23 protein-coding genes and 1 pseudogene are annotated in these 22,539 nt (G+C 70.5%); 13 read left to right on the plus strand and 11 right to left on the minus strand.

The window, feature by feature from the left end:
• Window positions 1–122: 122 nt before the first annotated feature.
• Window positions 123–1,484: a YncE family protein gene (locus tag ABZ930_RS01325; protein ID WP_361539528.1), complete on the minus strand. Its 1,362-nt coding sequence runs from the start codon at window positions 1,482–1,484 to the stop codon at window positions 123–125.
• A gap of 533 nt (window positions 1,485–2,017) precedes the next feature.
• On the opposite strand from ABZ930_RS01325, the gene ABZ930_RS01330 reads away from it, so the two are divergent.
• The 4 genes from ABZ930_RS01330 to ABZ930_RS01345 all read left to right on the plus strand — a co-directional run bounded on the left by ABZ930_RS01330 (window position 2,018) and on the right by ABZ930_RS01345 (window position 4,610).
• Complete coding sequence (locus tag ABZ930_RS01330; protein WP_361539531.1) at window positions 2,018–2,782, plus strand: hypothetical protein; 765 nt, start codon at window positions 2,018–2,020, stop codon at window positions 2,780–2,782.
• A 297-nt stretch (window positions 2,783–3,079) separates the two neighbouring features.
• The gene (locus tag ABZ930_RS01335; RefSeq protein ID WP_361539534.1) at window positions 3,080–3,574 is read left to right on the plus strand and encodes a hypothetical protein; all 495 of its coding nucleotides are present in this window, start codon (window positions 3,080–3,082) and stop codon (window positions 3,572–3,574) included.
• 146 nt (window positions 3,575–3,720) lie between these two features.
• Window positions 3,721–4,272, plus strand: coding sequence for an EF-hand domain-containing protein (locus ABZ930_RS01340; RefSeq protein ID WP_361539536.1), 552 nt, complete (start codon window positions 3,721–3,723; stop codon window positions 4,270–4,272).
• Window positions 4,273–4,379: 107 nt separating this feature from the next.
• On the plus strand, window positions 4,380–4,610 hold the full coding sequence (locus ABZ930_RS01345; protein WP_361539539.1) for a hypothetical protein: 231 nt from the start codon (window positions 4,380–4,382) through the stop codon (window positions 4,608–4,610).
• A 75-nt stretch (window positions 4,611–4,685) separates the two neighbouring features.
• On the opposite strand, the gene ABZ930_RS01350 is transcribed toward ABZ930_RS01345, so the two are convergent.
• On the minus strand, window positions 4,686–5,501 hold the full coding sequence (locus ABZ930_RS01350; RefSeq protein WP_361539542.1) for a phosphotransferase: 816 nt from the start codon (window positions 5,499–5,501) through the stop codon (window positions 4,686–4,688).
• 220 nt (window positions 5,502–5,721) lie between these two features.
• On the opposite strand from ABZ930_RS01350, the gene ABZ930_RS01355 reads away from it, so the two are divergent.
• Together ABZ930_RS01355 and ABZ930_RS01360 are read left to right on the plus strand one after the other, a co-directional pair.
• Window positions 5,722–6,297: a transcriptional regulator gene (locus tag ABZ930_RS01355; protein WP_361539544.1), complete on the plus strand. Its 576-nt coding sequence runs from the start codon at window positions 5,722–5,724 to the stop codon at window positions 6,295–6,297.
• A gap of 43 nt (window positions 6,298–6,340) precedes the next feature.
• Window positions 6,341–7,225, plus strand: coding sequence for an alpha/beta hydrolase (locus ABZ930_RS01360; RefSeq protein ID WP_361539647.1), 885 nt, complete (start codon window positions 6,341–6,343; stop codon window positions 7,223–7,225).
• 112 nt (window positions 7,226–7,337) lie between these two features.
• Here ABZ930_RS01360 and ABZ930_RS01365 read toward each other — a convergent pair whose 3' ends face one another.
• A complete protein-coding gene (locus ABZ930_RS01365; RefSeq protein ID WP_361539547.1) occupies window positions 7,338–8,765 on the minus strand; it encodes a serine hydrolase in 1,428 nt (475 codons plus the stop codon).
• Between the two features lie 223 nt (window positions 8,766–8,988).
• Complete coding sequence (locus ABZ930_RS01370; RefSeq protein ID WP_361539550.1) at window positions 8,989–10,446, minus strand: VCBS repeat-containing protein; 1,458 nt, start codon at window positions 10,444–10,446, stop codon at window positions 8,989–8,991.
• A 316-nt stretch (window positions 10,447–10,762) separates the two neighbouring features.
• Here ABZ930_RS01370 and ABZ930_RS01375 point away from each other — a divergent pair, with 316 nt between their 5' ends.
• Window positions 10,763–11,443 (plus strand): class I SAM-dependent methyltransferase, encoded by a 681-nt coding sequence (locus tag ABZ930_RS01375; RefSeq protein WP_361539552.1) that lies wholly within the window; start codon window positions 10,763–10,765, stop codon window positions 11,441–11,443.
• Between the two features lie 102 nt (window positions 11,444–11,545).
• Here the strand turns inward: ABZ930_RS01375 and ABZ930_RS01380 are convergent, their stop codons facing one another.
• The 5 genes from ABZ930_RS01380 to ABZ930_RS01400 form a co-directional block, all read right to left on the minus strand.
• Window positions 11,546–12,871 carry a DUF2254 domain-containing protein gene (locus ABZ930_RS01380; protein WP_361539555.1) on the minus strand — a complete coding sequence of 442 codons (1,326 nt, stop codon included), beginning with the start codon at window positions 12,869–12,871 and terminating at the stop codon, window positions 11,546–11,548.
• Between the two features lie 69 nt (window positions 12,872–12,940).
• The gene (locus ABZ930_RS01385) at window positions 12,941–13,435 is read right to left on the minus strand and encodes a GNAT family N-acetyltransferase (protein ID WP_361539557.1); all 495 of its coding nucleotides are present in this window, start codon (window positions 13,433–13,435) and stop codon (window positions 12,941–12,943) included.
• Between the two features lie 106 nt (window positions 13,436–13,541).
• Window positions 13,542–13,811 (minus strand): DUF3253 domain-containing protein, encoded by a 270-nt coding sequence (locus tag ABZ930_RS01390; protein WP_361539560.1) that lies wholly within the window; start codon window positions 13,809–13,811, stop codon window positions 13,542–13,544.
• 179 nt (window positions 13,812–13,990) lie between these two features.
• Window positions 13,991–14,257, minus strand: a complete 267-nt coding sequence (locus ABZ930_RS01395; RefSeq protein ID WP_361539563.1) for a GlsB/YeaQ/YmgE family stress response membrane protein — start codon at window positions 14,255–14,257, stop codon at window positions 13,991–13,993.
• 188 nt (window positions 14,258–14,445) lie between these two features.
• On the minus strand, window positions 14,446–15,255 hold the full coding sequence (locus tag ABZ930_RS01400; RefSeq protein WP_361539566.1) for an SDR family oxidoreductase: 810 nt from the start codon (window positions 15,253–15,255) through the stop codon (window positions 14,446–14,448).
• An 85-nt stretch (window positions 15,256–15,340) separates the two neighbouring features.
• Here ABZ930_RS01400 and ABZ930_RS01405 point away from each other — a divergent pair, with 85 nt between their 5' ends.
• Complete coding sequence (locus tag ABZ930_RS01405; protein WP_361539569.1) at window positions 15,341–16,201, plus strand: helix-turn-helix transcriptional regulator; 861 nt, start codon at window positions 15,341–15,343, stop codon at window positions 16,199–16,201.
• Window positions 16,202–16,448: 247 nt separating this feature from the next.
• On the opposite strand, the gene aztA is transcribed toward ABZ930_RS01405, so the two are convergent.
• A complete protein-coding gene (gene aztA, locus ABZ930_RS01410; protein ID WP_361539572.1) occupies window positions 16,449–17,192 on the minus strand; it encodes a zinc ABC transporter ATP-binding protein AztA in 744 nt (247 codons plus the stop codon).
• A gap of 14 nt (window positions 17,193–17,206) precedes the next feature.
• On the opposite strand from aztA, the gene aztB reads away from it, so the two are divergent.
• The 4 genes from aztB to aztD all read left to right on the plus strand — a co-directional run bounded on the left by aztB (window position 17,207) and on the right by aztD (window position 21,619).
• Complete coding sequence (gene aztB, locus ABZ930_RS01415) at window positions 17,207–18,103, plus strand: zinc ABC transporter permease AztB (protein WP_361539574.1); 897 nt, start codon at window positions 17,207–17,209, stop codon at window positions 18,101–18,103.
• 10 nt (window positions 18,104–18,113) lie between these two features.
• Complete coding sequence (locus ABZ930_RS01420) at window positions 18,114–19,355, plus strand: hypothetical protein (RefSeq protein WP_361539577.1); 1,242 nt, start codon at window positions 18,114–18,116, stop codon at window positions 19,353–19,355.
• Window positions 19,352–20,311 carry a zinc ABC transporter substrate-binding protein AztC gene (gene aztC / locus ABZ930_RS01425; RefSeq protein ID WP_361539580.1) on the plus strand — a complete coding sequence of 320 codons (960 nt, stop codon included), beginning with the start codon at window positions 19,352–19,354 and terminating at the stop codon, window positions 20,309–20,311. The genes ABZ930_RS01420 and aztC overlap by 4 nt, the downstream gene beginning before the upstream one ends.
• A 102-nt stretch (window positions 20,312–20,413) precedes the next feature.
• Window positions 20,414–21,619: a zinc metallochaperone AztD gene (aztD, locus tag ABZ930_RS01430; protein ID WP_361539650.1), complete on the plus strand. Its 1,206-nt coding sequence runs from the start codon at window positions 20,414–20,416 to the stop codon at window positions 21,617–21,619.
• A gap of 87 nt (window positions 21,620–21,706) precedes the next feature.
• Here the strand turns inward: aztD and ABZ930_RS01435 are convergent.
• Window positions 21,707–21,976, minus strand: a pseudogene (locus ABZ930_RS01435) (nucleotide disphospho-sugar-binding domain-containing protein); the annotation flags it as partial.
• Between the two features lie 35 nt (window positions 21,977–22,011).
• Here ABZ930_RS01435 and ABZ930_RS01440 point away from each other — a divergent pair.
• A complete protein-coding gene (locus ABZ930_RS01440; RefSeq protein WP_361539583.1) occupies window positions 22,012–22,539 on the plus strand; it encodes a levansucrase in 528 nt (175 codons plus the stop codon).

Consider the following 22,539-nt stretch of genomic DNA (forward strand, 5'->3'; position numbering starts at 1 on the left):
TCGGGCCCGGACCGGGGTGGAGCCGGCACCACCCCGGCAGGGTGTACCTGACGGAACGCGGTCCGACTGAGAACTCCCAGTCGGACCGCTGCCCGGTGCCGGGCGTCACCGCGTGGGCGGTGTCAGGGACAGCTGGCCAGGACGACGGAGACGGCGTTGCAGGTGACCGAAGCCGTGTCGTTGGCGGGGTTGGGATCGCTGGGCGCGGAGGCGGTGCGCTGGCCGGAGACCTTGACCGGGCCGAGCGTCAGCAGGTGCAAGGGGACGCGGAACGTCTTGTTCACGCTCGCCCCGTCGGCGATGGCTCCGTAGGTGCACGTGACCGTGGCGCCGGCGGCGGTGCAACCGGCGGCGAGGTTGGTCGCCCTGGCGCCAGCAGGGAGCTTCGCGGTGAGCGTCGCGGAAGTGACGGCCTTGGGGCCGGTGTTGTGAGCGGTGAGCGTGTACGAGAGGTACGGCACCAGGATGCTCAGATGCGGCTGCGCGGCGAGACGGACGTCGACGTCGGCGCGCGCGGGAGACGGCGGGGCCGTGAAGGCCAGGCCGTACGGTCCGCTGAACCCGCCCACGGTGGCCGTGACGTCAAGGGTTCCGGTGTCGATCACGGAGACGGTGCCTGCGTCGACGTTGGTGACGTAGACGGCCGTGCCGGACGGGGCGGCCGCGACCCTGGCCGGGCCGTCGCCGACGGGGACGGTGGCCGTCACCGCGGCGGTCGCCGTGTCGATCACCTTCACGTCGTCGCTGCCCCGGTCGGCCACGTAGGCCCGGGTGCCCGACGCGTCGAAGGCGACACTGTTCGGGGAGTTGCCGACGGCGATGGTGGCGGTGACCGTGTCGGTCGCCGTGTCGATGACGGAGGTGGTGTTCCCGCCGCCGTTGGTGACGTAGGCGACGCTCCCCGAGGGGCTGACCGCCACACCGGCAGGGGACGCCCCGACCGGTACGGTCGCGGTCACCGTGTTGGTCGCGGTGTCGATGACCGAGACCGTGGCCTCGTTGTTGTTGGTCACGTAGGCGGTGGCGCCCGACGGGGTGATCGCCACGCCGTTGGGGGAGTTCCCCACCGCGACGGTCGCGGTCACCGTGTTGCTCGCCGTGTCGATGACCGAGACCGTGGTCCCGCCGCTGTTCGCGACGTAGGCGAAGTCTCCGGACGGCGTGAGGGCCACGTTGAGGGGATTGCTGCCGACGGGAACGGTCGCACTGACGGTGTTCGTGTCCGTGTCGACGACCGAGACGGTGGCCTCGTCGAAATTGGTCACATAGGCGTGCGCGTCGGCCGGATCGACCGCCACACCGACGGGACTGTTGCCGACGGTGATGTCCTCGGTGACCGTGTTCGTGCTCGTGTCGACCACCGAGAGGTTGTCCCCGTAGAAGTTGGCCACGTACGCCGTCGGGCCGGTGGCGGCGTGCGCGGCCCCGGGGAGGGCCACGATGCCCGCGAGCGTCAGGGCCCCGCCGACGGTCAGAGAGGTCATCCGCCGCCAGGCGGCCCGGGGCGACCTGCCCGGTACGGAACGTCCGACGCCGCCGAAGAACCCGGACGGTCTGGAGAGTGCACGGATCAAAGAAGTTCCCCTTCATCATGTCCGCACCCTGACGGCGGGGCCGGGAGCCCCGAGGACCGGCAGCCGTGCGGTCGTGCGAGCCCCCACCGGCCGCACCGCTCACCCACCGGCCGACAACAGAGCCCCCGTACCGCGCGTCCCGTGCCGCCGGCGGCCCACGATCGCCGACCACGAGGACACCGAACGCGCGTCAACACTGCGCCGGCCGGGATCGTGACAGCCCTGCCCGGTCGGAACACCCGGCAGAGCCAACACGTCGGCGACGCCACGGAATCATCCCGCCGCCTACACAACTCAGGAGTCAATTCTTCACTGTTGTCCGAATACGGATCACTGCTGGCCGTTCGGCGGCGACAACACCGCTGACATGGACGGGTGTGGCCAGTACTGTCGTGATCGGGCGGCGACGCCACCTGGAGTCCTCCGAGGTTGTGCCCACGACCATGAACAGCGACAACACCGCTGCCCGACTCCGTCTCGACCGTGCACTGGATTGCATGGCTTCCACATTTCGCGGGGCGACCGCGCGTGAGGACGAGACGCAGTGCGACTGCCACTGGGGCAGCGAAGAAGAGCTTGCGCTACTGAAGGTTCCGGATGTGGAGCTGGGCCCGGACCTTCTGTACCGCACGTGGAATGCTTCGTACTGGAGGGACCATGGCGCGGTGCTGCGGCGCATCCTGCCAGAGTTCTCCAGGGCTCTTGTCGGCGGATCGGTGGAGCCGCTGTTCGGCATCCACGACGTCGGACGCTCGTTCTCCCGCGGCCGCTGGCAGGAGTGGCCCGCGCTCCAGAGCGAGGCGGTGTGGGAGTTCCTGCACGCCTGGTGGGCACAGACCCTGAGCGATCCGTCCCCCGCCTTTCCCGCGCACGAGGCTCTCACCCTGTGCGTCGAGGCATCCAAAGTGCTGGGTCCGTGGCTGAGGGCCTGGGAGACGGTCGATCACCCCGTTGCCGACCAGCACTTGGTAGCGGCGGCGGCCTGCTGGGAGTACAGCCTCCTCGGTGATGAACTTCCGTGGAACACGACGGACGGGGAGAACGAGGACGCCCTGCGCACGGAGCTCGCGTCCTGGCTCGTGGGCCACGCCCAGCCGAGACTGCGGGCGCAGAACGCTCCCGACGAACTACTGCACCGCGTCCGGCTGATGGGACTCACCGGCCCCGCCCGCTGGTCGGACCCGCACTTCCCCGACCGGCGCTACTGACAGCGTGGTCGGGGACTGCCGCGGCTGGCCTAACGCCTGGTGCGATCCAGGGCCCGCTGAGGCCGGTGCTGCCGGTACCCCAGCCAGCCGGCGGTGGGCCGATCGGTGGGGCTGACGTCGGTCAATCACCCGGTGGATTCGAATCAGGCCGTGCACTTTCGTCGTGAACGGCGGTGCCCCGACTCGCATGGATCCGCTCGTGCACACGGATGCGACTCCCGCCGAGCCTTGCCGGGAGTTCCGTTCCCCGCAGCTACCTGTCCACGGCCTGGTCATTCCGGAGTGAGGGGACATTTGATGAGTAAGAACCGCGGGTGCGGCGCACAGCCGGTGCGGGTCTGGGTCCACTACGCGCAGTTCTACCTCGCCGATCCCGACCTCAGCACCGACGATCTGCCCGGCCCCGAGGACGCCGCGGACGGAATCCTCGCCCTGGGTGCCGACGGCGGCTGCATCCGTACGGGCCTGCACACCGGCTACATCCACGTCACCGTCCACGCTCACACCGCGGCCTCCGCCCCGGCCCCCGCACCTGAGGGCACCGAGGTCGGTGCCGAGGGCGACTTCCACTCCAGCACCGGCCATCTGACCGTGCACTCCTGGGAAGACGGCTCGATCGACGAGCTGCCCGACCTCGCCGCCGCCGGCCCCGGCCGTTATCACCTGCGCCTGACCGCCCAAGGGCGGGCCCTGGGGCGCCAGGTCGACAGCTGCGCCCCCGATGCCCCCGTCATCGAGAGCTACGTGCTGGAGACCTGGCCCTTGCCCGAACGCGTCCGAGGATCAGGGTGAGGGCGCGCGCCGAAGATGCCGGTCAGGCTGTCTGCCAAACCCGCGCGTGGGGTTGTGTTGCCGGGCTGCCGCGATCTTGTGCGCGGGTGATCTGCCCAGGAGGGCTGGGCAGTCTGCCCGCAGCACTGACGGGTGAGGAGCGTGTGATGGCCAGTGAGTTTCAGCGGGTGAAGGTCCAGGCGATGTTCGACGTGTTCGACGTGGACGGCAACGGCTACCTGGAGGAGGGGGACTTCGAGGCGCTGACGGCGCGCTGGGGAACGCTGCCACGGGTGGCCGCCAGCCCGGAGCTGGCGTCGCGTGTCCGCATGGTGATCATGGGCTGGTGGCAACACCTGTCGGCCATCGGCGGCGGGTCAGGTGCCGAGCGGATCGGTATGGACGAACTGATGGCGATGGTCGACCGCCTGCCGGCGATGGAACAGGCCGTTGTGGCGACGGCGGACGTCATCTTCGACGCGGTCGACGAGAACGGCGACGGCCGGATCTCCCAGGGCGAGCACGAACGGCTGATCGACACCTGGCACGGGCGGACCATTCCGACCAGCGACGTATTCGCCCGCCTCGATCACGATGGCGACGGCCACCTCAGCCGGTCCGAATTCGCGGTGTTGTGGGCCCAGTTCTGGATCAGTGACGATCCGGCCGAGCCGGGCAACCTGATGTGCGGGCCTGTGGAGGGCACCCCTGTCACCTGATGCCGTCTGCATGCCCCTGGAGAGCGTGATGCATATGTGGTGCGGATTCGGTGCTGATGTGGTTCACTCGTGGTGTTCGCAGGAGTCCTACGACAGGAGAGATCGCCATGGCAGCCGCGCACCCCGAACACCCCGCCAGTGAGCGCCTCTCGGTGACCCTGGCGCCCCCGGCCGTCGTCGCGGTCAATGAACTGGCCGAGACCGGGCGCGTCAGCAAGGCCGATGTCATCAACCGTGCGGTACTGCTGCTCGGGTTCGTCGAGCGAGAGCGGGACAAGGGCTGTGAGCTGATGATCCGCACGCCTGACGGGGAACTGGAGCGCATCCACATCCTGTGACGCAAGCAGGGACCAGAGCGCCGAAGGATGCGGTGCTCGCAGGGGTTTCCTGCCTGCTCTCAACATCTACGCCCGTCAGGTCGCCAAGGCACCCGCGAAAACCCTGCGGTGTGCCGCCAGCCACTCCTGGATGCGGTCCCAGCGCTGCCATCCTCCGCGCTCGGACAGTGCCCGGGTGTAGACGGGGTCGCCTTCTGCCACTCGGTCGGCGACGAAGGCCCGGCAGGACGCGGTGGCCTGCTCGATGACGTCAGGCAGTTCAGCGCGCTCGTGCGGGGAGAGGCCGTAGCTGTCGGCGAGGAGCCGCAGTCGCGTCGGGACGTCCAGCCCTGCGGGATAGAGAGGCGCGGCTGACGCGGGATCGAGCATGGGGACCCAGTAGCGGGCAGTCATGGCGACGTCCCAAACGGCGCGGCCGGGAGCGGCCATGTCGAAATCGATCAGGGCTGTGGCACGGCCGTCGCGGAAGACGACGTTGTCCGGACAGACATCGTTGTGGCACACCATCGTTCCTCCCGCCGGGTCGGCCAGCGATCGCGGCCACTCGGCGTCGGCGTCCACCGCGATGCGGGCGCTCGCGTCGTGCAGGCGTCGCAGCAGATTCCCCACTGACCGCAGCGCCGTCGCGCTCATCGCCCAGTGCGGAAACGGCGGGAGAGCGACATCGCCGGGGACGAAGGTCAGCCGCTCTCGCCCGTCCGCGGTCAGCCGGACCGGCCGCGGTACCTCGTCGAACCCGTGCTCGGAGAGTGCGAGGAGGTGGGCATGGAGGGCGGGAGCGCTGCGCGGCGCTGGGCGTTCCACCAGGTCGCCGTGGCGGAAGACCGCGCCGGCGTTCGCCATTCCGCCGGCCAGGGCTTCGCCCTCTGTCCGCTCGCCCTCAGCCGTCATGTCGAGCACGCTACCGTCAGGCCGGTCGGGTGTGAGACGGTCCCGTGGCGGCGGACTCTCCACCGCCCGCCACCACGTTCGAGATGTTTCGCGGTGTCTCCTGTCTGCGTGTGCCGGGCCCGTTCGTTAGAGTCAGAGGCAAGAGGGCCGCCGGTCTCGCCGAGCGTGTGCGGACGACGAACGGACGGCCGTGGCCCGGAGCCGGAGAGGGGACAGGCAAGTGCCGGACAGAAGCCTGGAGTTCGGGAAGTTCGGTGCCCGTGGCATCAAGGGCTACGAGGCCGCCGCCCGCCAGCTCGACGCCCTCGTCGGCTTTGTCGCCACCCCCATCACCCAGCGCCGCGGCATGCTCGCCCGCCTGCACTATCTGACACGCTCCGACCGCGCGATGGCCGCTGCCCGCGCAGCCGGACTGAAGATCACCGACCGCACTCTCAAGCGCTGGGCCGAGGGCCGGGCGACGCCGTCGAAGAAGAGCCTGGCCCAGCTCGAGGCGGCCTACCTGCAGGTACGGCGCCAGAACGTCGCGCGCCACCTGCTGCAGCGCCTGCACCGCGACGGACGCGGCACTCGGGTCGAGTTCCACCCGCTCAACCAGTCCCAGGTGTCCCGCCCGCACCAGCGTGCCGTGTCCTTCCGCAGCCTGAACGTCCGGCAGTGGGATCGCATGGTCGAGGCATGGGCGGCCGGTGACGGCGAGGCCATGGACGAGGCCTGGTTCGGTGGCATCACCGCCGACCTGGGATCCGACTACGGCGCCTACGAGTACGTCATGAACATCGGGTTCGCCGCCTGACGCGGAGCAACGGTGAGACGGTAGGTTCTCCGCGGTGACCCCTATGGAGACCCAGGGCCGCACGTCGATGACCGACGAGGCCCGGTTGAGCTGGACCGCGCTGGGAGACACGACCCGGAAGCGGCCCGTCGTCATGCTCCACGGCGGTCCGGGGCTGCCGGACTATCTGGGTGAGGTCGCCGCCATGGTCGGAGACCTCGCGCCCGTGTACCGGTACGACCAGCGTGGCACGGGCCGCTCACCGTGGCAGGGGCGCCACACCCTCGCCCGGCACGTCGACGACCTCGCCGAACTGCTCGACGCCTGGGGCGTGCCCAAGGCGGTACTCATCGGGCACTCCTACGGCACCGAACTGGCGAGCCGGTTCTGCCTGGCACACCCTGACCGAGTCGCCGCGGTGCTGTTGATGTGCGGACCGTTCGTCGGTGATTGGCGATCCGGGGACCGGGCGGAGCGCGGCCGCCGCATGTCCGCGCGGCAGCAGGAACGGCTCCATGCGCTGGAGGAGATGCCGGACCGTACGGAGGAGCAGGAAGTCGAGCTGCTCACGCTGGCCTGGTTCACCGACCACGCCGATACGGAACGCGCGTGGCGCTGGGCCGCGCAGGGCGCCCGGCGGCGCCGAGCCGTCAACTGGGCCATGAACGCCGAACTTTGCGGGGAAGGACGTGCGGACCCGCTCGATGCCGACCTGGCCGGGCTGCGCGCGTGTCTGCCCGCGCGAGCAGAGCTCCTCGCCGGGGTCGATGATCCCCGCCCTGTGGCGGCACTCGCATCACTCGCGCTGCGGCTCGGCCTTCCGCTGACGCGGATCGACCATGCCGGGCACGAACCCTGGTTGGAGCAACCCGACGCTGTCCGTACGCACCTTCGGCGGTTCGTGCAGGACGCGGTGGGTGGACAGCGTGGCGGCCGGTCTACCGGCTGACGACGGGGATGCGGGCCCTGGAGTGTTTTGACGCCCGGCGCACACGTCCCTGAGGACACGGGAGGGGATCCGTTCCACGCGCCGGCCCGAGCCCCTCTCGACTCTGACACCTCTAGGCGACGTCGGGCCTGGTCATCAGTGGGGAGCGCAGGTGGAGCAGCAGGCTCGGGCCGGTCAGCGGCGGGGTGCTCCAGGTCGCCGTCGCGGTGCCTGTGTCGGGGGCGACGGTCAGTCGTACCAGGTGCGGAGTGGTGATGACGCGGAGATCGGCGACGAAGGTGCCGTCTTGCCAGGCCCCGGACGCGACGACGGGGCGGCCGAGGGGTGCGCTCTCCCGCCAGTGACCGTGGCCGACCTCCACGGCGATCTGTGGGCCGAGCCCCACGTTCCAGCTGCCGTCGACAGGCCGGACGGTGACGGGTGTTCCGTCGGGAAGGGCCGAGTCCTCGGCCGAGGCGTCCAACTTGACGGTGACGGTGCGCTCGACGGCGGCCGCACCGGCCACGGGAGCCAGGGACAGCCGATCGAGCCGACCGGCCAGGGCCCGGTCCTCCTCGGCGCTCGCCGCCTCGCCCACGCCCGGCAGCAGGCACTCCCAGAGGGCGTCGAACACGTCCTGGGCCTCTCCCTGCGCCGTCACGGCGACTACGAGGTCCTGGTCGGGGAGCACCACGCACTGCTGCGCGTAGGAGCCATGGCCGTGGTAGCCCTCTCGCGCCCGCCAGAACTGGTAGCCGTAGCCGTACGAGAAGTCCCCTTGCGGCGCTCCTTCCAGGACCCACTCGCAGTCGACGTGGTGGCGCGTGGCGAGCTGGACCCACTCCTGTGGGACGAGTTGACGCTCACCCCACCGACCGCCGCGCCGCAGCAGCTCCCCGAACGCCGCGACGGCCTCGGTCGTGAGGTGCAGCCCGTGAAACCCGAAGGCGGAACCGTCGGCGACGCGGTCCCACTCGGCGTGGTCGATGCCCATCGGCTCGAACAGCCGAGTGTCGAGGAGCTCCGGAAGACCGAGACCCGTGACCCGTTCCACCAGCCGGGCGAGGACATAGGTGGTCGCGTTGTCGTAGACGTGCCGCGTTCCTTCGGCCAGCGTGAACGGCAGGCCCAGGAAGCCCTTGGTGAGATCGCCCGGTTCGCGTTCCCAGGCGTCGGCGAGCGAGTCGCTCGGGTGGCCGACCGTCATCGACAGCAGATGGTGCACGGTGATCCGGCGGCCCTGCTCCGAGACGTCGGCCGGCACGCGTTCGGGCAGCACGTCCACCACGCGATCGTCGAGCGACAGCAGTCCGTCACCGATGGCGAGCCCCACGGCGACCGAGGTGAACGACTTGGTCAACGAGTAGAGCAGGTGCGGCCGGTCGGCCGTGTACGGCGCCCACCAGCCCTCGGCGACGACGTGCCCGCGGTGCACGACCATGAGCGAATGCGTCTCACCGGGCCGTGCTTCGAGCCTGTCCAGGAACGCGGCGATCGCACGGGACGAGATTCCCGAGCTGGCCGGTGCGGACCGGGGGAGGAGTTCTGGCGGAGTGGGCATTCGGAGGTTCTAGCATTCAGTGACGGACCGCGGTAGCGGGTTCTGGAAGTGCTGGTGGGCGGCGACGGGGAAGGGCCCTTCGTGTCCGCCTTCCGAGCCCGGTCCCCGCCTGGTCGCCGATGGCAGAGGCTCAGGACTCGCCCGCACCCGACGGCCCCCGTCAGCCCCAGCTTTCGACGGTGTCCCCGCCACGGACCCCGCCGGGGAGGGTGCGCCCCGGCGCCTACTCGCCGAGGACCTCGCCGTACTTCGTGCCGGTGGGCAGCGCGAGCCCGTACGGTGTGAGCGAGCGACCGAGGGGATAGGCGGTCTCCGTGCTCTGCGCGTACCAGACGCCACCGGAGCGGGCCTCGCCCGCGTTCTCCGTGGGGGCGCTCGCGGCGACGTCGTCCAGCTGGTCCGTGTTGTACCTGCCGGTGGTCACCTGTGCGCCGAACTGGTCGCCGGCCTCCGCGGTGCCGGGCATGTCGGGCGTGTTCTGGTTGCGCGCGACACCGCCGGACGGGCCGGTGGCGGTGCCGGTCAGGACGACGTACGCGCCCGCGTCCTTGACGGTGCCGACGTCCTCACCCGGCACACCGACCACGAGCTCCGGCAGGCCGTCGTCGTTCACGTCGCCCGCGGCGACCGAGAAGCCGAACCAGTCGCCGGCCTCCGAAGCCCCGGCGACGTCGGGGCTGTCCTGGGTGAAGCAGTCGTGGGAGGTCCCGAAGGACTCTCCCTTGCCGTACACCAGGGCGACCGCGCCGCCGGCCCGCTCGTCCGTGCAGAGCCCCGCGTCCTCGGCCTCGGGGTTGGGCTGGTCGTAGCCGATGGCCAGGTCGTCCTTGCCGTCCCGGTCGAAGTCGGCGACGGCCAGGGACTGACCGTAGTCCCAGCTGTTCCAGTACCGGGCGGGCTGGCCCGCCGCGTCCCAGCGGAGGACGAAGGTGCCCGCGCCCTCCATCTCCTTGTACGTCACCGCGAGATCGTCCTTGCCGTCCCCGTCGAAGTCGCCCGTCGCGAGGTCGCGGGTGCGGCCGCCCATGCTGTAGTGCGCGATGACCTCGGTCGTGGTGGGCGAGCCGGGAGTGAGCGGGCCGGGCCGCAGCCGCAGCGAGCCGCTCTCCTCGTCGGCCGCTCCGAGCGCGAGGTCCTGGTCGCCGTCGTGGTCGTAGTCGCCCACGGAGATGCGGCCGCCGAGCTGGGTGAACTCGCCCTCGCCCCGGGCGGCGGTGAAGCCGACGCTGTCGTAGTTGCCGAAGCCCGAGCGCGAGCCGTACAGCACGGTGACGCTGCCTTCGTGACCGCGGCCCGAGTCCGTGAGGGCCTCGCCGCTCGCGCCGATGACGAGGTCGGCGATGCCGTCGCCGTTGAGGTCGCCGGAGGCCACGGCGGAACCGAAGCGGTCCCCGGCCTCCGGGGTGCCGGGCACGGCGCGGTAGGACTGGCTGATGACGCCGGTGGAGCTGTTCGGGCCGAGCCCGTTCAGCCCGCCCCAGACCACATTGACGTACCCGGCGTTCGCCTTGCCGTTCACGGTCGCCGACGGCACGCCCACCGCGAGGTCGGTGAGACCGTCCCCGTTGAAGTCGGCGTGCAGCGGGGTCGCGGCGGCCGCGGTTCCGGCGAGGGGCAGGGTCAGCCCGGCGGCGGTGAGGGCGACAACAGCCGCTGTGGCGCTCAGGGTTCGTACACGCACGGTGGTTCTCCCGAGATCGAGAATGAGGGGGGAAGCGTTCCGGGCTGTGTGACGTGCGAGACGTACGAAGGGTTGTGCGAAGGCGGCATTCAAGTGAACGCGGACCACGCCGAACGGAGTCGGACCCTCGAGCGCTCGGGTGTGAAGCGTTGTCCCGGGGCGATGTAGATCCGGGTTGAAGGAAACCCAACTTGCCGGTCCGGCAACTCGGTGTGCGTCACGGCGCGGATCCGAGCAGGATCGACAGGGCGCCCCGCGGGGGATCCCGGGTCGGCGCCGAGGCACTGTACGGCAGCATGAAAACGGGAGGCATCCGGTGTCCGGACACCACGAGCACGGCGGAGACGGCGAGCACGAGCAGCACGACGAGCAGGCGGCCGCCGCGATGTTCGAACCGGCCGGCTGGGACGAGCGGTACGCGGGCCAGGAGCGCTTCTGGAGCGGCGAGCCCAACCCGCAGCTCGTCGCCGCCGCGGGCGAGCTCACCCCCGGCACCGCCCTCGACGTCGGCTGCGGCGAGGGCGGCGACGTCGTCTGGCTGGCCGGTCAGGGCTGGCGCGTGACCGGCGCCGACTTCTCGGCCGAGGGACTCGCGCGCGCCGCCCGGCACACCGAGCAGGCCGGCCTGGCGGAGCGCGTCGACTGGTGGCAGGTCGACGCCCGTGCCTTCGACGCGGGCGAGCGGTCGTACGACCTGGTCACCAGCCACTATCTGCACGCCCCCGACGGCGGCATGGTCGAGGTGACCCGTCGTCTCGCCGGGGCCGTGGCCCCCGGAGGGCTGCTGCTGGTCGTCGGCCACGCGCCGTCCCACGAGTTCACGCAGCTCTCCGAGAGCCACCGCAAGGCGATGTTCCTGGCCGCGGAGCTTCTGCCCGGACTGCCGGACGACTTCGAGCCCGTCGTCGTGGAGCAGCGCACCCGCACGCTCCAGCGGGACAGCGGTCCGGTGGAGGCCGAGGACTCGGTCCTGCTGGCCCGGCGCGCGCGGCGCTGACCGTCGCGTCGCCACGGCTGCGGTCCCTGCCCCGGACGGAGCGGAGTTCGGTCCGGCCCGCTCCTCCTCCGGGGCGGAGGCGTCCCGCCGCCCGGCCTGCCGTCAGCCGATGCCCTGCCGGTCGGGATGCAGTGCGAAGACCCGGTCGGCGGCGTCCGGCACCGACCGTTCGACGCTCCGGCTGAGCAGCTCCCGGTGCCGCAGCAATGACTCTCTCCGCTCCTCGGGTACGAGCGACAGAAGATCGTCGAACCCGGCGAGCAACCGGCGCGTGACCTGCGGGGTACCCGCTGCGCACCCTCGGATCTCGGTGAAGGCCAGGTCGACCAGTTCGTCCCAGCCCGGCACCGGCTGCACCAGACGGACGGTGCCGCTGCGATCCTTGTAGCGCAGCGTGTCCAGCGGGCCCCGCCCGACGGCCGCGAGGAACTGCACGATCCGGTCGATGGCCTGTACCGCGGTCGTCGGGTCGTTCACGGCCGCGGAAAGGGCTCGCAGGGCGACATCGGCGAGCACCCGCAGCCCGAACCCCAGATCCTGGTAGAAGGCGCGTTCCACACCCACGAACACGCAGGACCGCAGCTGCCGCCGGGACGGCGCAGCCCCGCCGTGCACCGAGAACATCATGGTGCCGGGCACCACGAAATCCCCGATCCGGGGGATCACCCGGAGCACCACACCGCGGCGGCGGGCGATCCGCACGAGCCGCGCGATGTTCACGTCACGCAGCACTCCCGCCCGGCCCTCGTACGCCACCCGCCCGCTCTCCGGCGCGAGATCACCGGAGGCCGCGTCCCCGTACGGCATCCGCGCCACGACCCGGAACGCCTCCCAGGCGACCCGGTCGACGACGTGGCCCACACGCATCATCCGCAGCGTCGAATTCACGTACATGACGAACAACAACAGGCTCAACGCGACCGACCCCAGGGTGATGAACGCCTGGAGGACGGGCACCGTGCTCACGCGTCTCGGATCCTGCTCCCCGTCGTACGAGGTCAGGACCAGCAACGACAGCAGAAAGGTGGCGAGAAAGACGGCGAACGTGAGCTTCGTGATCCGGCTCCGCACGAACAGGCGCACCACGCGCGGGGTGAGCTGACCGCCCGCCATCTGCACGGCCACCAGCGAGATGCTGAACACGACACCGATGAAGGTCATCATCGCGGAGCTGATGGTGGTGACGACGGTCTTCACGTCGTCGGCGATCCCCATCAGATCCTTGACCGCGTCGAACTCCCCGCCGTCCTGGAGCGCAGTGACGATCGCCTCGTCGGCCCAGGAGGTAACCCACCACACCAGGCACACCGCGACCATCGCCGCCGTGGGGGCGAACCAGAACGTGTCGCGCAGATGTTCACGGAGCGGGGACAGCGCCCGAGGACGCCGCACCCTTCCTCGACCCACGGCTACCATCCAGTCACTCATGGTGAGACTGTAAAGCTCCAGGTCACGGCTGGAGATCAGACCCGCTGGCCGTCCAGGAGAGGCCGGAGCCTACAGCGCGAGCTTGAAGCCTTCGTGGCTGGATACGAAGCCCAGCCCGGCGTAGAAGCGGTGCGCGTCCTGACGCTGCTTGTTGCTGGTCAGCTGGACCAGTGCGCAGCCCCGCGCACGTGCTCGATCGACTGCGTGCTCCATCAGGGTCCGGCCGAGCCCGCCGCCTCTGCGGTCCGCACGGATCCGCACCGCCTTGATCAGGGCTCGCTCGGCGCCTCCCTTGCCGAGCCCGGGGATGTACGTCGCCTGCAGACATCCGACGACCGTTCCGATCTCGTGCCGACCATCGGTGTGTTCGACCAGAACCAGTAGCTCGTTGCGAGGGTCCGCGTCGATCGCCGCGAAGGCGCGTTCGTACGTCTCCGTGACCGTGATCGTCGCGGGATCCACCACGCTGTCCTCGTCCGCGAGCAGGGAAAGCACTGCGGGAAGATCGGCGCGGCTCGCGGGGCGCAGCATCACATGGGGAAAGGGCTCGGCAGCAGCAGACATGCCGCCGACCCTAATCGGGGACTTCAGCGTTGCTTGTCAGAGTGCAGTGCAGTGCAGTGCAGTGCAGTGCCTGTGCATCCCATGTCCCGGGCGGCGCGGCCGAGTTCTACCGTGGACGGCGGATGCGGATGGGGCCACGGGCTTCCGAGGGATCGACGGCGCGTCCACGCTGGGTGATCTCGGCCTCTCCGGCCGCGACCAGCCCGGCCGCGGCCCGACGCGCCGGCTCCATGAGGTCGCGCCAGCCCTCGTCATCGCCGTCGTACACCGCGCGGGCCGCGGCCGAAGGGCAGATGGAACGCCCGGGGCGCTCGTCCAGCAGACCCAGGATGGCCTGCTCCAGGCGCCTGTGCGTCGACCTCGAAGCGTTCGTCATGGTTCCAGGGTCATGCCGGTGAGGGCGATCGCGCGCGGCGAGGTCTCGCGGGTGGGTCCCTCTCGCTGCCTTCGTCGCGGAACGTGCCGCTACGACACGGCGAACGGCACCGGCCTCAGGCGCGTCCCGAAGCCGATGCCGCTCACTTCCACCGTGCGGGCGGAGAGGTCGGTCGCCCGTCAGCGCGACCGCCGACCTGTCACCAGGCGGTACACCAGGAGCACGATCACCGAGCCGACGATCGCCGCGATCCACGTCGACAGGTGGAAGAAGCCGTTGATGGAGTGCACCCCGAAAACCACCTTGCCCAGCCAGCCGCCGAGCAGACCGCCGACGATGCCGATGAGCATCGTGACCAGACAGCCACCGGGGTCCTTGCCGGGCATGAGTGCCTTGGCGATGGCGCCCGCGATGAGTCCGATGAGAATCCAGGCGATGATGCCCACGGTGTTTCCTTTGCTGTCGGAGATTCGGCGGTGCGACCGCCACGGCTACGCGCTGTCCGGTGTCTCACACCCGAGGTCGCGTACATGCGAATAACCGTTCGCCGACTTCTTACACAGGACCAAAGTCCCGTGCTTCCCATTGGCCCCAAGGAACCACCGTGGAACCCCGGCCGCGGCGGCCTCCGGGCTCATGCGCCGGCACCACCGTCGACGGGGACGATCGCGCCGGTGACCATGGAAGCCCGGTCGCTGAGAAGCCAGGCCGCCGCTTCGGCGACCTCGCGGGGCTGGGCCATGCGGCCGAGAGGGATGGACGCCGTGATGTGCTCCACGACGCCGGGCGTGGCAGCCTCCCAGGCCTCGATCATCTCGGTGTCGGTGCCGCCCGGGGTGATGCCGTTGACCCGGATCCCGGCGGGGGCCCAGTTGACCGCGGCCGTCTCGGTGAGGCTGTTGAGGGCGCGCTTCATCGCCCCGTACGCGGGCAGGGCCGGATTCGCGCGGCGGCTTCCGATGCTGGAGGTGTTGACGATGGCCCCGCCGCCGCTCTGCCGCATGAGCGCGGCCTCGGCGTTCATGGCGGTCCAGTGGGCCCGGAAGTTGACGGTGTACTGCTCGTCGATGTCCGCCTCGTCCGTGCTGTCCACCGGGCCCGGCTGCCGCTGTCCGACGGCGCCGTTGTTGAAGGCGCCGTCGAGTCGGCCGTGCAACTCCCCGACACGGTCGACGGCCGCGTGGATGCTCGAGCGGTCGGCGAGGTCCAGGGTGACGGCGTCCGCGACGCCTCCGTCGGCACGGATCTCGGTGACGATGCGGTCGAGGGCGTCGGTGCTGCGAGCGGCGAGAACGACCTGTGCGCCCTCGCGGGCGAAGAGCCGGGCCGCGGCAGCGCCGATGCCGCGGCTGGCACCGGTGATGAACACGACCTTGCCGTTCAGCAGGCCGACGGGAGCGGGGACGGGGGCGGTGGTGCTGCTCGTGCGGTAGTTGTTGCTCATGCCGCAAGTGTTCGCCGGTCGCCGGAGCGGATGCAGGCACAAGCCGTACCAGGATCCAGCCGGCGGGGGCGGGCACACTCGCTGTATGGACAAGCACGAGCTGGGAGCTTTTCTGCGGAGCCGTCGGGAACGGCTCCGGCCCGAAGACGTAGGTATGCCCTCGGGCCCTCGGCGGCGCACACCGGGCCTGCGCCGGGAAGAGGTGGCGGTCCTCGCGCACATCTCCACCGAGTACTACGTCCGCCTCGAGCAGGGCCGGGCAGCCTCGCGTCCCTCGGGGGAGGTCCTCGCCGGGATCGCGAGCGCCCTGCTGCTCACCGAGGCGGAGTCCGACCACCTTCACGTTCTCGCGGGCACCGCGCCGAGCAGCATCAGGATGCACCGGCGCGACGTCCGCCCGAGCATCCTCGCCCTGCTCGAACGTCTCCCTCAGACGGCGGGTTTCGTCACGTCGGCCACGTTCGAGGTGCTTGCGTGGAACGACCTCGCCGCCGCCCTCCTGGAGGATTTCGCGGAGCTGTCTCCCAGGGACCGCAACCTCGCCCGCCGGGCCTTCCTCGGGAAGCCCTCCGCCACCGGCACGCCGTTGTACGGCGTCAGCGACCCCACAGAGTTCCGCCATCATGCGGTCATGAGCCTGCGTGCCACGCTTGCCCGCTATCCCGCCGACCCCGAAGTCGTGGACCTCATCGACGAACTCCGTTCAGGCAGCGCGGAGTTCGCCAGGCTCTGGGAGAGACACGACGTGCTGGCCACTCCCACGCTCACCAAGACGTTCCATCACCCGGTCGTCGGCGAGATCACGGTCGACTGCGACTCGCTCGCGCTCACCGAACGCGACCAGCATCTGGTGCTCTACAGCGCCCCGCACGGTTCCCCGAGCGCCGAAGCCCTCTCGCTGCTCAGCGTCCTGGGAACATCGGCCGCCGAGTACCGGGCTCTGTGACACGCCGCGCCCTGTGAAAGGGTACGAGGTCGTTCATCGGCCGCTCGACCGCGTGAACGGCGCCCTCTTGTGGACGCCGGCGGTGTGCTGGTCTGGACGCACCGGGGCGGGTCGGCTGTGATGTCCCGGTCGATGCCACCCTCGGAGTCCGCCCGCTCGCGCTGGACCGGCGACAAGTTCCGTACCGGACAGGCCCGTTCAAGGCCCCGTGTCGCTCGCGCGGTCGGCGCCTCGGGCAGCGGTCGCTTCATGTCGCCTGCCAGATCCGCGACAGAGCCGTCGGCGTGAGGACCTGCTCGGGGGAGCCCTGACCGACCAGCCGGCCCGCGCTGAGGAGCAGGCAGGCGTCGGCCGAGCGCGCCGCCTCCAGATCGTGTGTGGCCTGGACGACGGTCGTGCCGTCCGCGACCAGGTCCGTCAGCAGCGCCGTGATGCGTGCCCGGGCTTCGGGGTCGAGCCCGGTGGTCGGCTCGTCCAGGAGCAGCAGGTCGGACTGCTGGGCGAGACCCTGGGCTATCAGGACGCGCTGGCGTTGCCCACCGGACAACTCGCCGAGTTGGCGCGCGGCGAGATCGGCGACGCCCAGTCGCTCCATGGCGGAGTCGACCACGGTCCGGTCCTGTGCGGTCAGCCGTCGCCACAGCCCCCGCCCCTCCCAGCGGCCCATCTCCACGGTCTGCCGTGCCGTGAGGGGGAGGGTGTCGCCGACGGCGCCGCGCTGCGGGACGAAGGCCGGCGGGCGGCCGTCCGCGTACCGGAGCTGTCCGGACGTCACGGCGATCGTGCCGGCGAGGACGCCGAGGAGCGTGGACTTCCCGCTGCCGTTCGGTCCGACCAGCGCCGTCATGGCCAAGTCCGGTATACGCGCGCTGAGTTGACGGAGTACTGGACGACCCGGGTAGCCCGCGTCCAGATCGCTGAACCGAACGCGGCCGTTCCGTTGCTCGTCGCGCGAAGGCGTCGACGGGTGTTTATTGAACATGATTGTCATTGTAGGGTGCGCGTATGGAGTGGTTGACGGCCCCCTTCGAGGTGGCCTTTGTGCAGCGGGCCCTGTGGGCCGGGATCCTGGTGTCGGCGATATGCGCCCTCGCGGGGACGTGGGTGGTGCTGAGGGGAATGGCCTTCCTCGGTGACGCCATGTCCCACGGACTCCTGCCGGGCGTCGCGGTCTCCGCGCTGCTCGGGGGAAACCTGCTGGTGGGGGCGGTGATGAGCGCGGCCGTCATGGCGGCCGGTGTCACCGCGCTCGGCCGCACGCCGAGACTGTCCCAGGACACCGGTATCGGCCTGCTCTTCGTCGGCATGCTGTCCCTCGGCGTGATCATCGTGTCGCGCTCGCAGTCGTTCGCCGTGGACCTCACCGGGTTCCTCTTCGGTGACGTCCTCGCCGTTCGTGAGAGCGACCTGGCCCTCCTCGGGGTGGCGCTGCTGCTGGCGCTGGCCGTCTCCGTGCTGGGTCACCGTGCCTTCCTGGCCCTTGCGTTCGACGAGCGCAAGGCCCGGACGCTGGGCCTGCGTCCCCGACCGGCACACGCCGTGCTGCTCGGCCTGCTGGCCCTGGCGATCGTCGCCTCCTTCCACATCGTGGGCACGCTGCTCGTCCTCGGGCTGCTGATCGCCCCGCCGGCGGCGGCCCTGCCCTGGGCACGCAGCGTCCGCGGCGTCATGGTCCTCGCCGCGGGCCTCGGCGCGGCCGCCACCTACGTCGGCCTGATGCTCTCCTGGCACTTGAGCACCGCGGCCGGCGCGACCGTCTCGGCCCTCGCGGTCAGTCTCTTCTTCCTGTCCCACCTGGCGTCCGGGTTCCGGCACCGCCGCCGTGCGCGCCGCGCCGGTCTTCCCGCCCGTGCCGTCACCTTCACCGCGAACACCCCCACGACCCGACCGAACGAAACCTGAGGCGATCTCCTTGTTCGTCCGAAAGAACGTCACCCCGCTGGTGCCCGCGCTCCTGTCCGTGACCCTGCTGACCGCGGGCTGCGCAGACCAGGGCGACGCCAAGTCCGGCTCGGCGAAGCCCACTTCCTCCGCAACTCCCCACGGCTACGTCGAAGGCGCCGCCGAGGCCGCCGAGCAGCAGTCCCGGCTCCTCCTCGCCGATCCCGGTACCGGCGACACCCGTGTGCTGGACCTGATCACCGGCAAAATCCATGACACCGCCCGCACACCTGGTGTCACCGCACTCACCACAGACGGCCGATTCGGCTACTTCCACGGCGCGGACGGCACACACGTCCTCGACAGCGGCGCGTGGATGGTCGACCACGGAGACCATGTCCATTACTACCGCGCCAAGATCAAGGAGGCGGGCGAACTCCCGGGCGGCACCGGCGCGAGCATCCGCAGCGATGCGGGCGTGACGGTCGTCACCACAGCGGACGGCAAGGCGGGCGTTCATCCCCGCGCCGACCTGGAGAACGGCACTCTCGGTACGCCCGACCGGCTCCCGGGCACCTACGCGGGGCCCGTCGTGCCCTACGCGGAACACCTGATCACCCTCACCCGCGACGGCGACGCTCCCGCGAAGGCCGACGTGCTCGACCGGTCCGGCAAGCGCGTCGCCGCTGTGAAGTCCGAGTGCCGGGACCCGAAGGGCGACGCCGTCACCCGGCGCGGGATCGTCATCGGCTGCGCCGACGGGGCCCTGCTCATCGACGAGGACGACGGCACCTTCAGCGCGGAGAAGATCCCGTACGGCGAGGACGTGCCGACGGAGGAGCGGGCCACGGAATTCCGGCACCGTCCGGGCAGCAGCACGCTCACGGCGCCCGCGGGCGAGGACGCCGTCTGGGTCCTCGATGTCACCGAGGGCGCATGGACGCGAGTGGAGACAGGCCCGGTGGTCGCCGCCAACACCGCCGGCGAGGGCTCGCCGCTGGTCGTCCTGGAAACCGACGGAGCCCTGCACGGCTACGACATATCCACAGGCAAGGAGACCAAGGTCACCGAACCACTGCTGAAGCATCTCCCCGAGGCCTCCGCCGCAGGCAAGGCCGCCGCCCCGGTGATCGAGGTCGACCGGAGCCGTGCCTATCTCAACGATCCCGCGGGCAGGCGCGTGTACGAGATCGACTACAACGACGGACTCCGAGTCGCCCGCACCTTCGACCTGGACCTCCGGCCGTCCCTGATGGTGGAGACGGGCCGATGAGCGCACGTGTGCGGGCAGCGCGAGCGCGCGCCCTGCTGCTGGCCCTGATCACCTTCTTCGTCGTCGCCGGTACGGCGACCGGCTGCGCGGGCGGCGACGAGCGGCCCCGGGTCGTGGTGACGACCAACATCCTCGGAGACATCACCCGGGAGATCGTCGGCGACGAGGCGGACGTCAGCGTCCTGATGAAGCCCAACGCCGACCCGCACTCCTTCGGCCTGTCGGCCGTGCAGGCCGCCGACCTGGAGAACGCGGACCTGGTCGTCCACAACGGCCTGGGCCTGGAGGAGAACGTGCTGCGGCACGTGGAAGCGGCCCGCGCATCGGGCGTGGCCACCTTCGCGGCCGGTGAGGCGAGCGATCCCCTCACCTTCCACACCGGGGAGGAGGGCGGCCCCGACGACGAGGCCGGTGAGCCGGACCCGCACTTCTGGACCGACCCCGACCGCGTACGCAAGGCAGCCGGTCTGATCGCCGACCAGGTGGTCCGGCACGTCGACGGCGTGAACGAGAAGGCCGTCCGGGACAACGCAGAGCGCTACGACGGCCGACTCGCCGACCTCACCGCGTGGATGGAGAAGTCCTTCGCGGCCGTTCCCGAGGACCGCCGCTCCCTGGTGACCAACCATCACGTCTTCGGGTACCTCGCCGACCGGTTCGGCTTCCGGGTGATCGGCGCGGTCATTCCCAGCGGCACCTCACTCGCCTCGCCCAGCTCCGCCGACCTGCATGCCCTCACCCAGGCCATGGAGAAGGCCAAGGTGCGCACCGTCTTCGCCGACTCCTCCCAGCCCACCCGGCTCGCCGAGGTCCTCCGCCAGGAGATGGGCGACGACGTGAACGTCGTCCCGCTGTACTCCGAGTCGCTGACCGAGAAGGGCAGAGGCGCGGGCACCTACCTGGAAATGATGCGCGCCAACACCTCGGCCATCGCCGGGAGCCTCACCGCGACGTGACCCGCCGGTGACCGACCAGTTTCCCCCAGGGCCGGCATAGCGATCGCCGGCCGCTTCACCCCACAACCCCGTGCCCACAGGGCCGGAGAGGACATACACATGATGAACAGGTCGACACGCGCCAGCATGCTCACGGGCACCGCCCTCGCCCTGACGGCGTCCATGGCGCTGACCGCCTGCGGCGGCGGCAGCGGCGACGCCTCGGCCGACGCCGAGCCGAAGAAGCAGACGAAGGCCGGCGAGACCGCCACGGTCAGGAATCCGCTGGTCGCCTCCTACGACGGGGGCCTCTACATCCTCGACGGCGAGACCCTCAAGTTGGCGAAGACGGTCGAACTGCCCGGCTTCAACCGGGTCAGCCCGGCGGGCGACGAGGACCACGTCGTCATCTCCACCGACACCGGCTTCCGCGTGTTCGACGCGGCCCAGCAGACCTTCACGGACGCCCAGTTCAAGGGTTCCAAGCCCGGTCACGTCGTGCGGCACGCCGGCAGGACGGCCCTCTTCACCGACGGCACGGGCGAGACGAACGTCTTCGATCCCGCGGACCTGGCCGGCGGGAAGCAGCCGGAGAGCCGGAGCTACACCTCCGCCGAAGCCCACCACGGCGTGGCCATCGAACTGGCCGACGGCGAACTCGTCACCACCCTGGGCACCGAGGAGAAGCGCACCGGCGCCCTCGTCCTGGACAAGGACAACAAGGAGATCGCCCGCGCCGAGAACTGCCCCGGCGTCCACGGCGAGGCCGCCGCCAAGGGAGAGGTGGTCGGTCTCGGCTGTGAGGACGGCGTCCTGCTCTACAAGAACGGCAAGTTCACCAAGGTCGACGCCCCCGACGACTACGCCCGCACCGGCAACCAGGCCGGCAGCGACGTCTCCCCGATCCTCCTGGGCGACTACAAGACCGACCCCGAGGCGGAACTGGAACGACCCACCCGCATATCGCTGATCGACACCCGCACGGCGAAGATGAAGCTGGTCGACCTCGACACCAGCTACTCCTTCCGTTCGCTCGCCCGCGGCCCGCACGGCGAAGCACTCGTGCTCGGCACCGACGGTGTCCTCCACGTCATCGACCCCGAGACCGGCAAGGTGGAGAAGAAGATCGAAGCGGTCGGCGGCTGGACCGAGCCCCTGGACTGGCAGCAGCCCAGGCCCACCCTGTTCGTCCGCGACCACACGGCGTACGTCTCCGAACCGGGCAAGCGCCAACTGCACGCCTTCGACCTGGACTCGGGCGAGAAGCTGACGTCCGTCACCCTGCCGAAGGGCACCAACGAACTGTCCGGGACGGTCGACGGCCACTGACCGGTTCCGCAGGTCCGGGGGACGACGAGTAGCGGCTCAGTGAGAAGGGCGGGCCCCGCTTGCGCGCAGCGGCTCGGCTGTATGCCGCTGTTCTGCGCTGAGGAACCGGAAGGGGATGGGATCGGTGGCTGCCAGTCGTCCCGCCCAGAACGGTTGGTCCGCGGTCACCGGTACGGTGACCGCGGGCACTCCGGCGCGCAGCGCGGCAGCGGAGGTGCCGACCCCGCCATGGTGGACCACCACCGCCGCCAGCCGGGGAAACCGCAAGGCGTGCGGTACGTCCCCGACGGTGAGCAGGTCGTCCCCGTCGGCGGACGCCATCCTTCCGAAGCCGACGAGGACGGGCCGGGGGCCGGCAGGCCCTGTCAGATACGAACTTCTAGGATCCGTGCATGACAACACATGCCGGCCCGTTCGTACCTGACGCGTACTTCGAATCTCTGGAGCGCCGTCTGGTCGCGGACGGCTGCGTGACGGACCACCAGGACTGGTCCGGTTCGCGCGTCCTGGTGGGGAGGCGTTCGGACTTCCGTCTGCGCTGGATGGCGACGAGGCTGGACCTGTTCACCCTCGCCGCGGTGGTACCGGAGATCACCGTCGCGCACATCGCCACGTTCACGGAACAGACCTTGTGGTACGCCAAGGCCACCAAGGGAGGCAGGCCGCTGGGCATGCAGGCCGGTATCGGCGCCTTCCCGGTCCTGATCAGCAACCAGGTCGACCCCGCGGCGGCGCAGTGGGCCAAGGCTCAGCAGCGCGTCGCCTTCGCCTGCATGGCACGGCCTGTCGTGGTCGATCTCTCGAGCCAGAGCGTCGCCACGTATCGCGGCAGGCCCGGACTCGGCTTCGTCTACTCGGCGCACCTCATCCGGAAGAGCACGCTGTATTTCGACATCGCCGCTTCCGGCAGCTCTCACTGA

The sequence above is a fragment of the Streptomyces sp. NPDC046716 genome (genome assembly GCF_040645755.1).
Classification (GTDB): domain Bacteria; phylum Actinomycetota; class Actinomycetes; order Streptomycetales; family Streptomycetaceae; genus Streptomyces.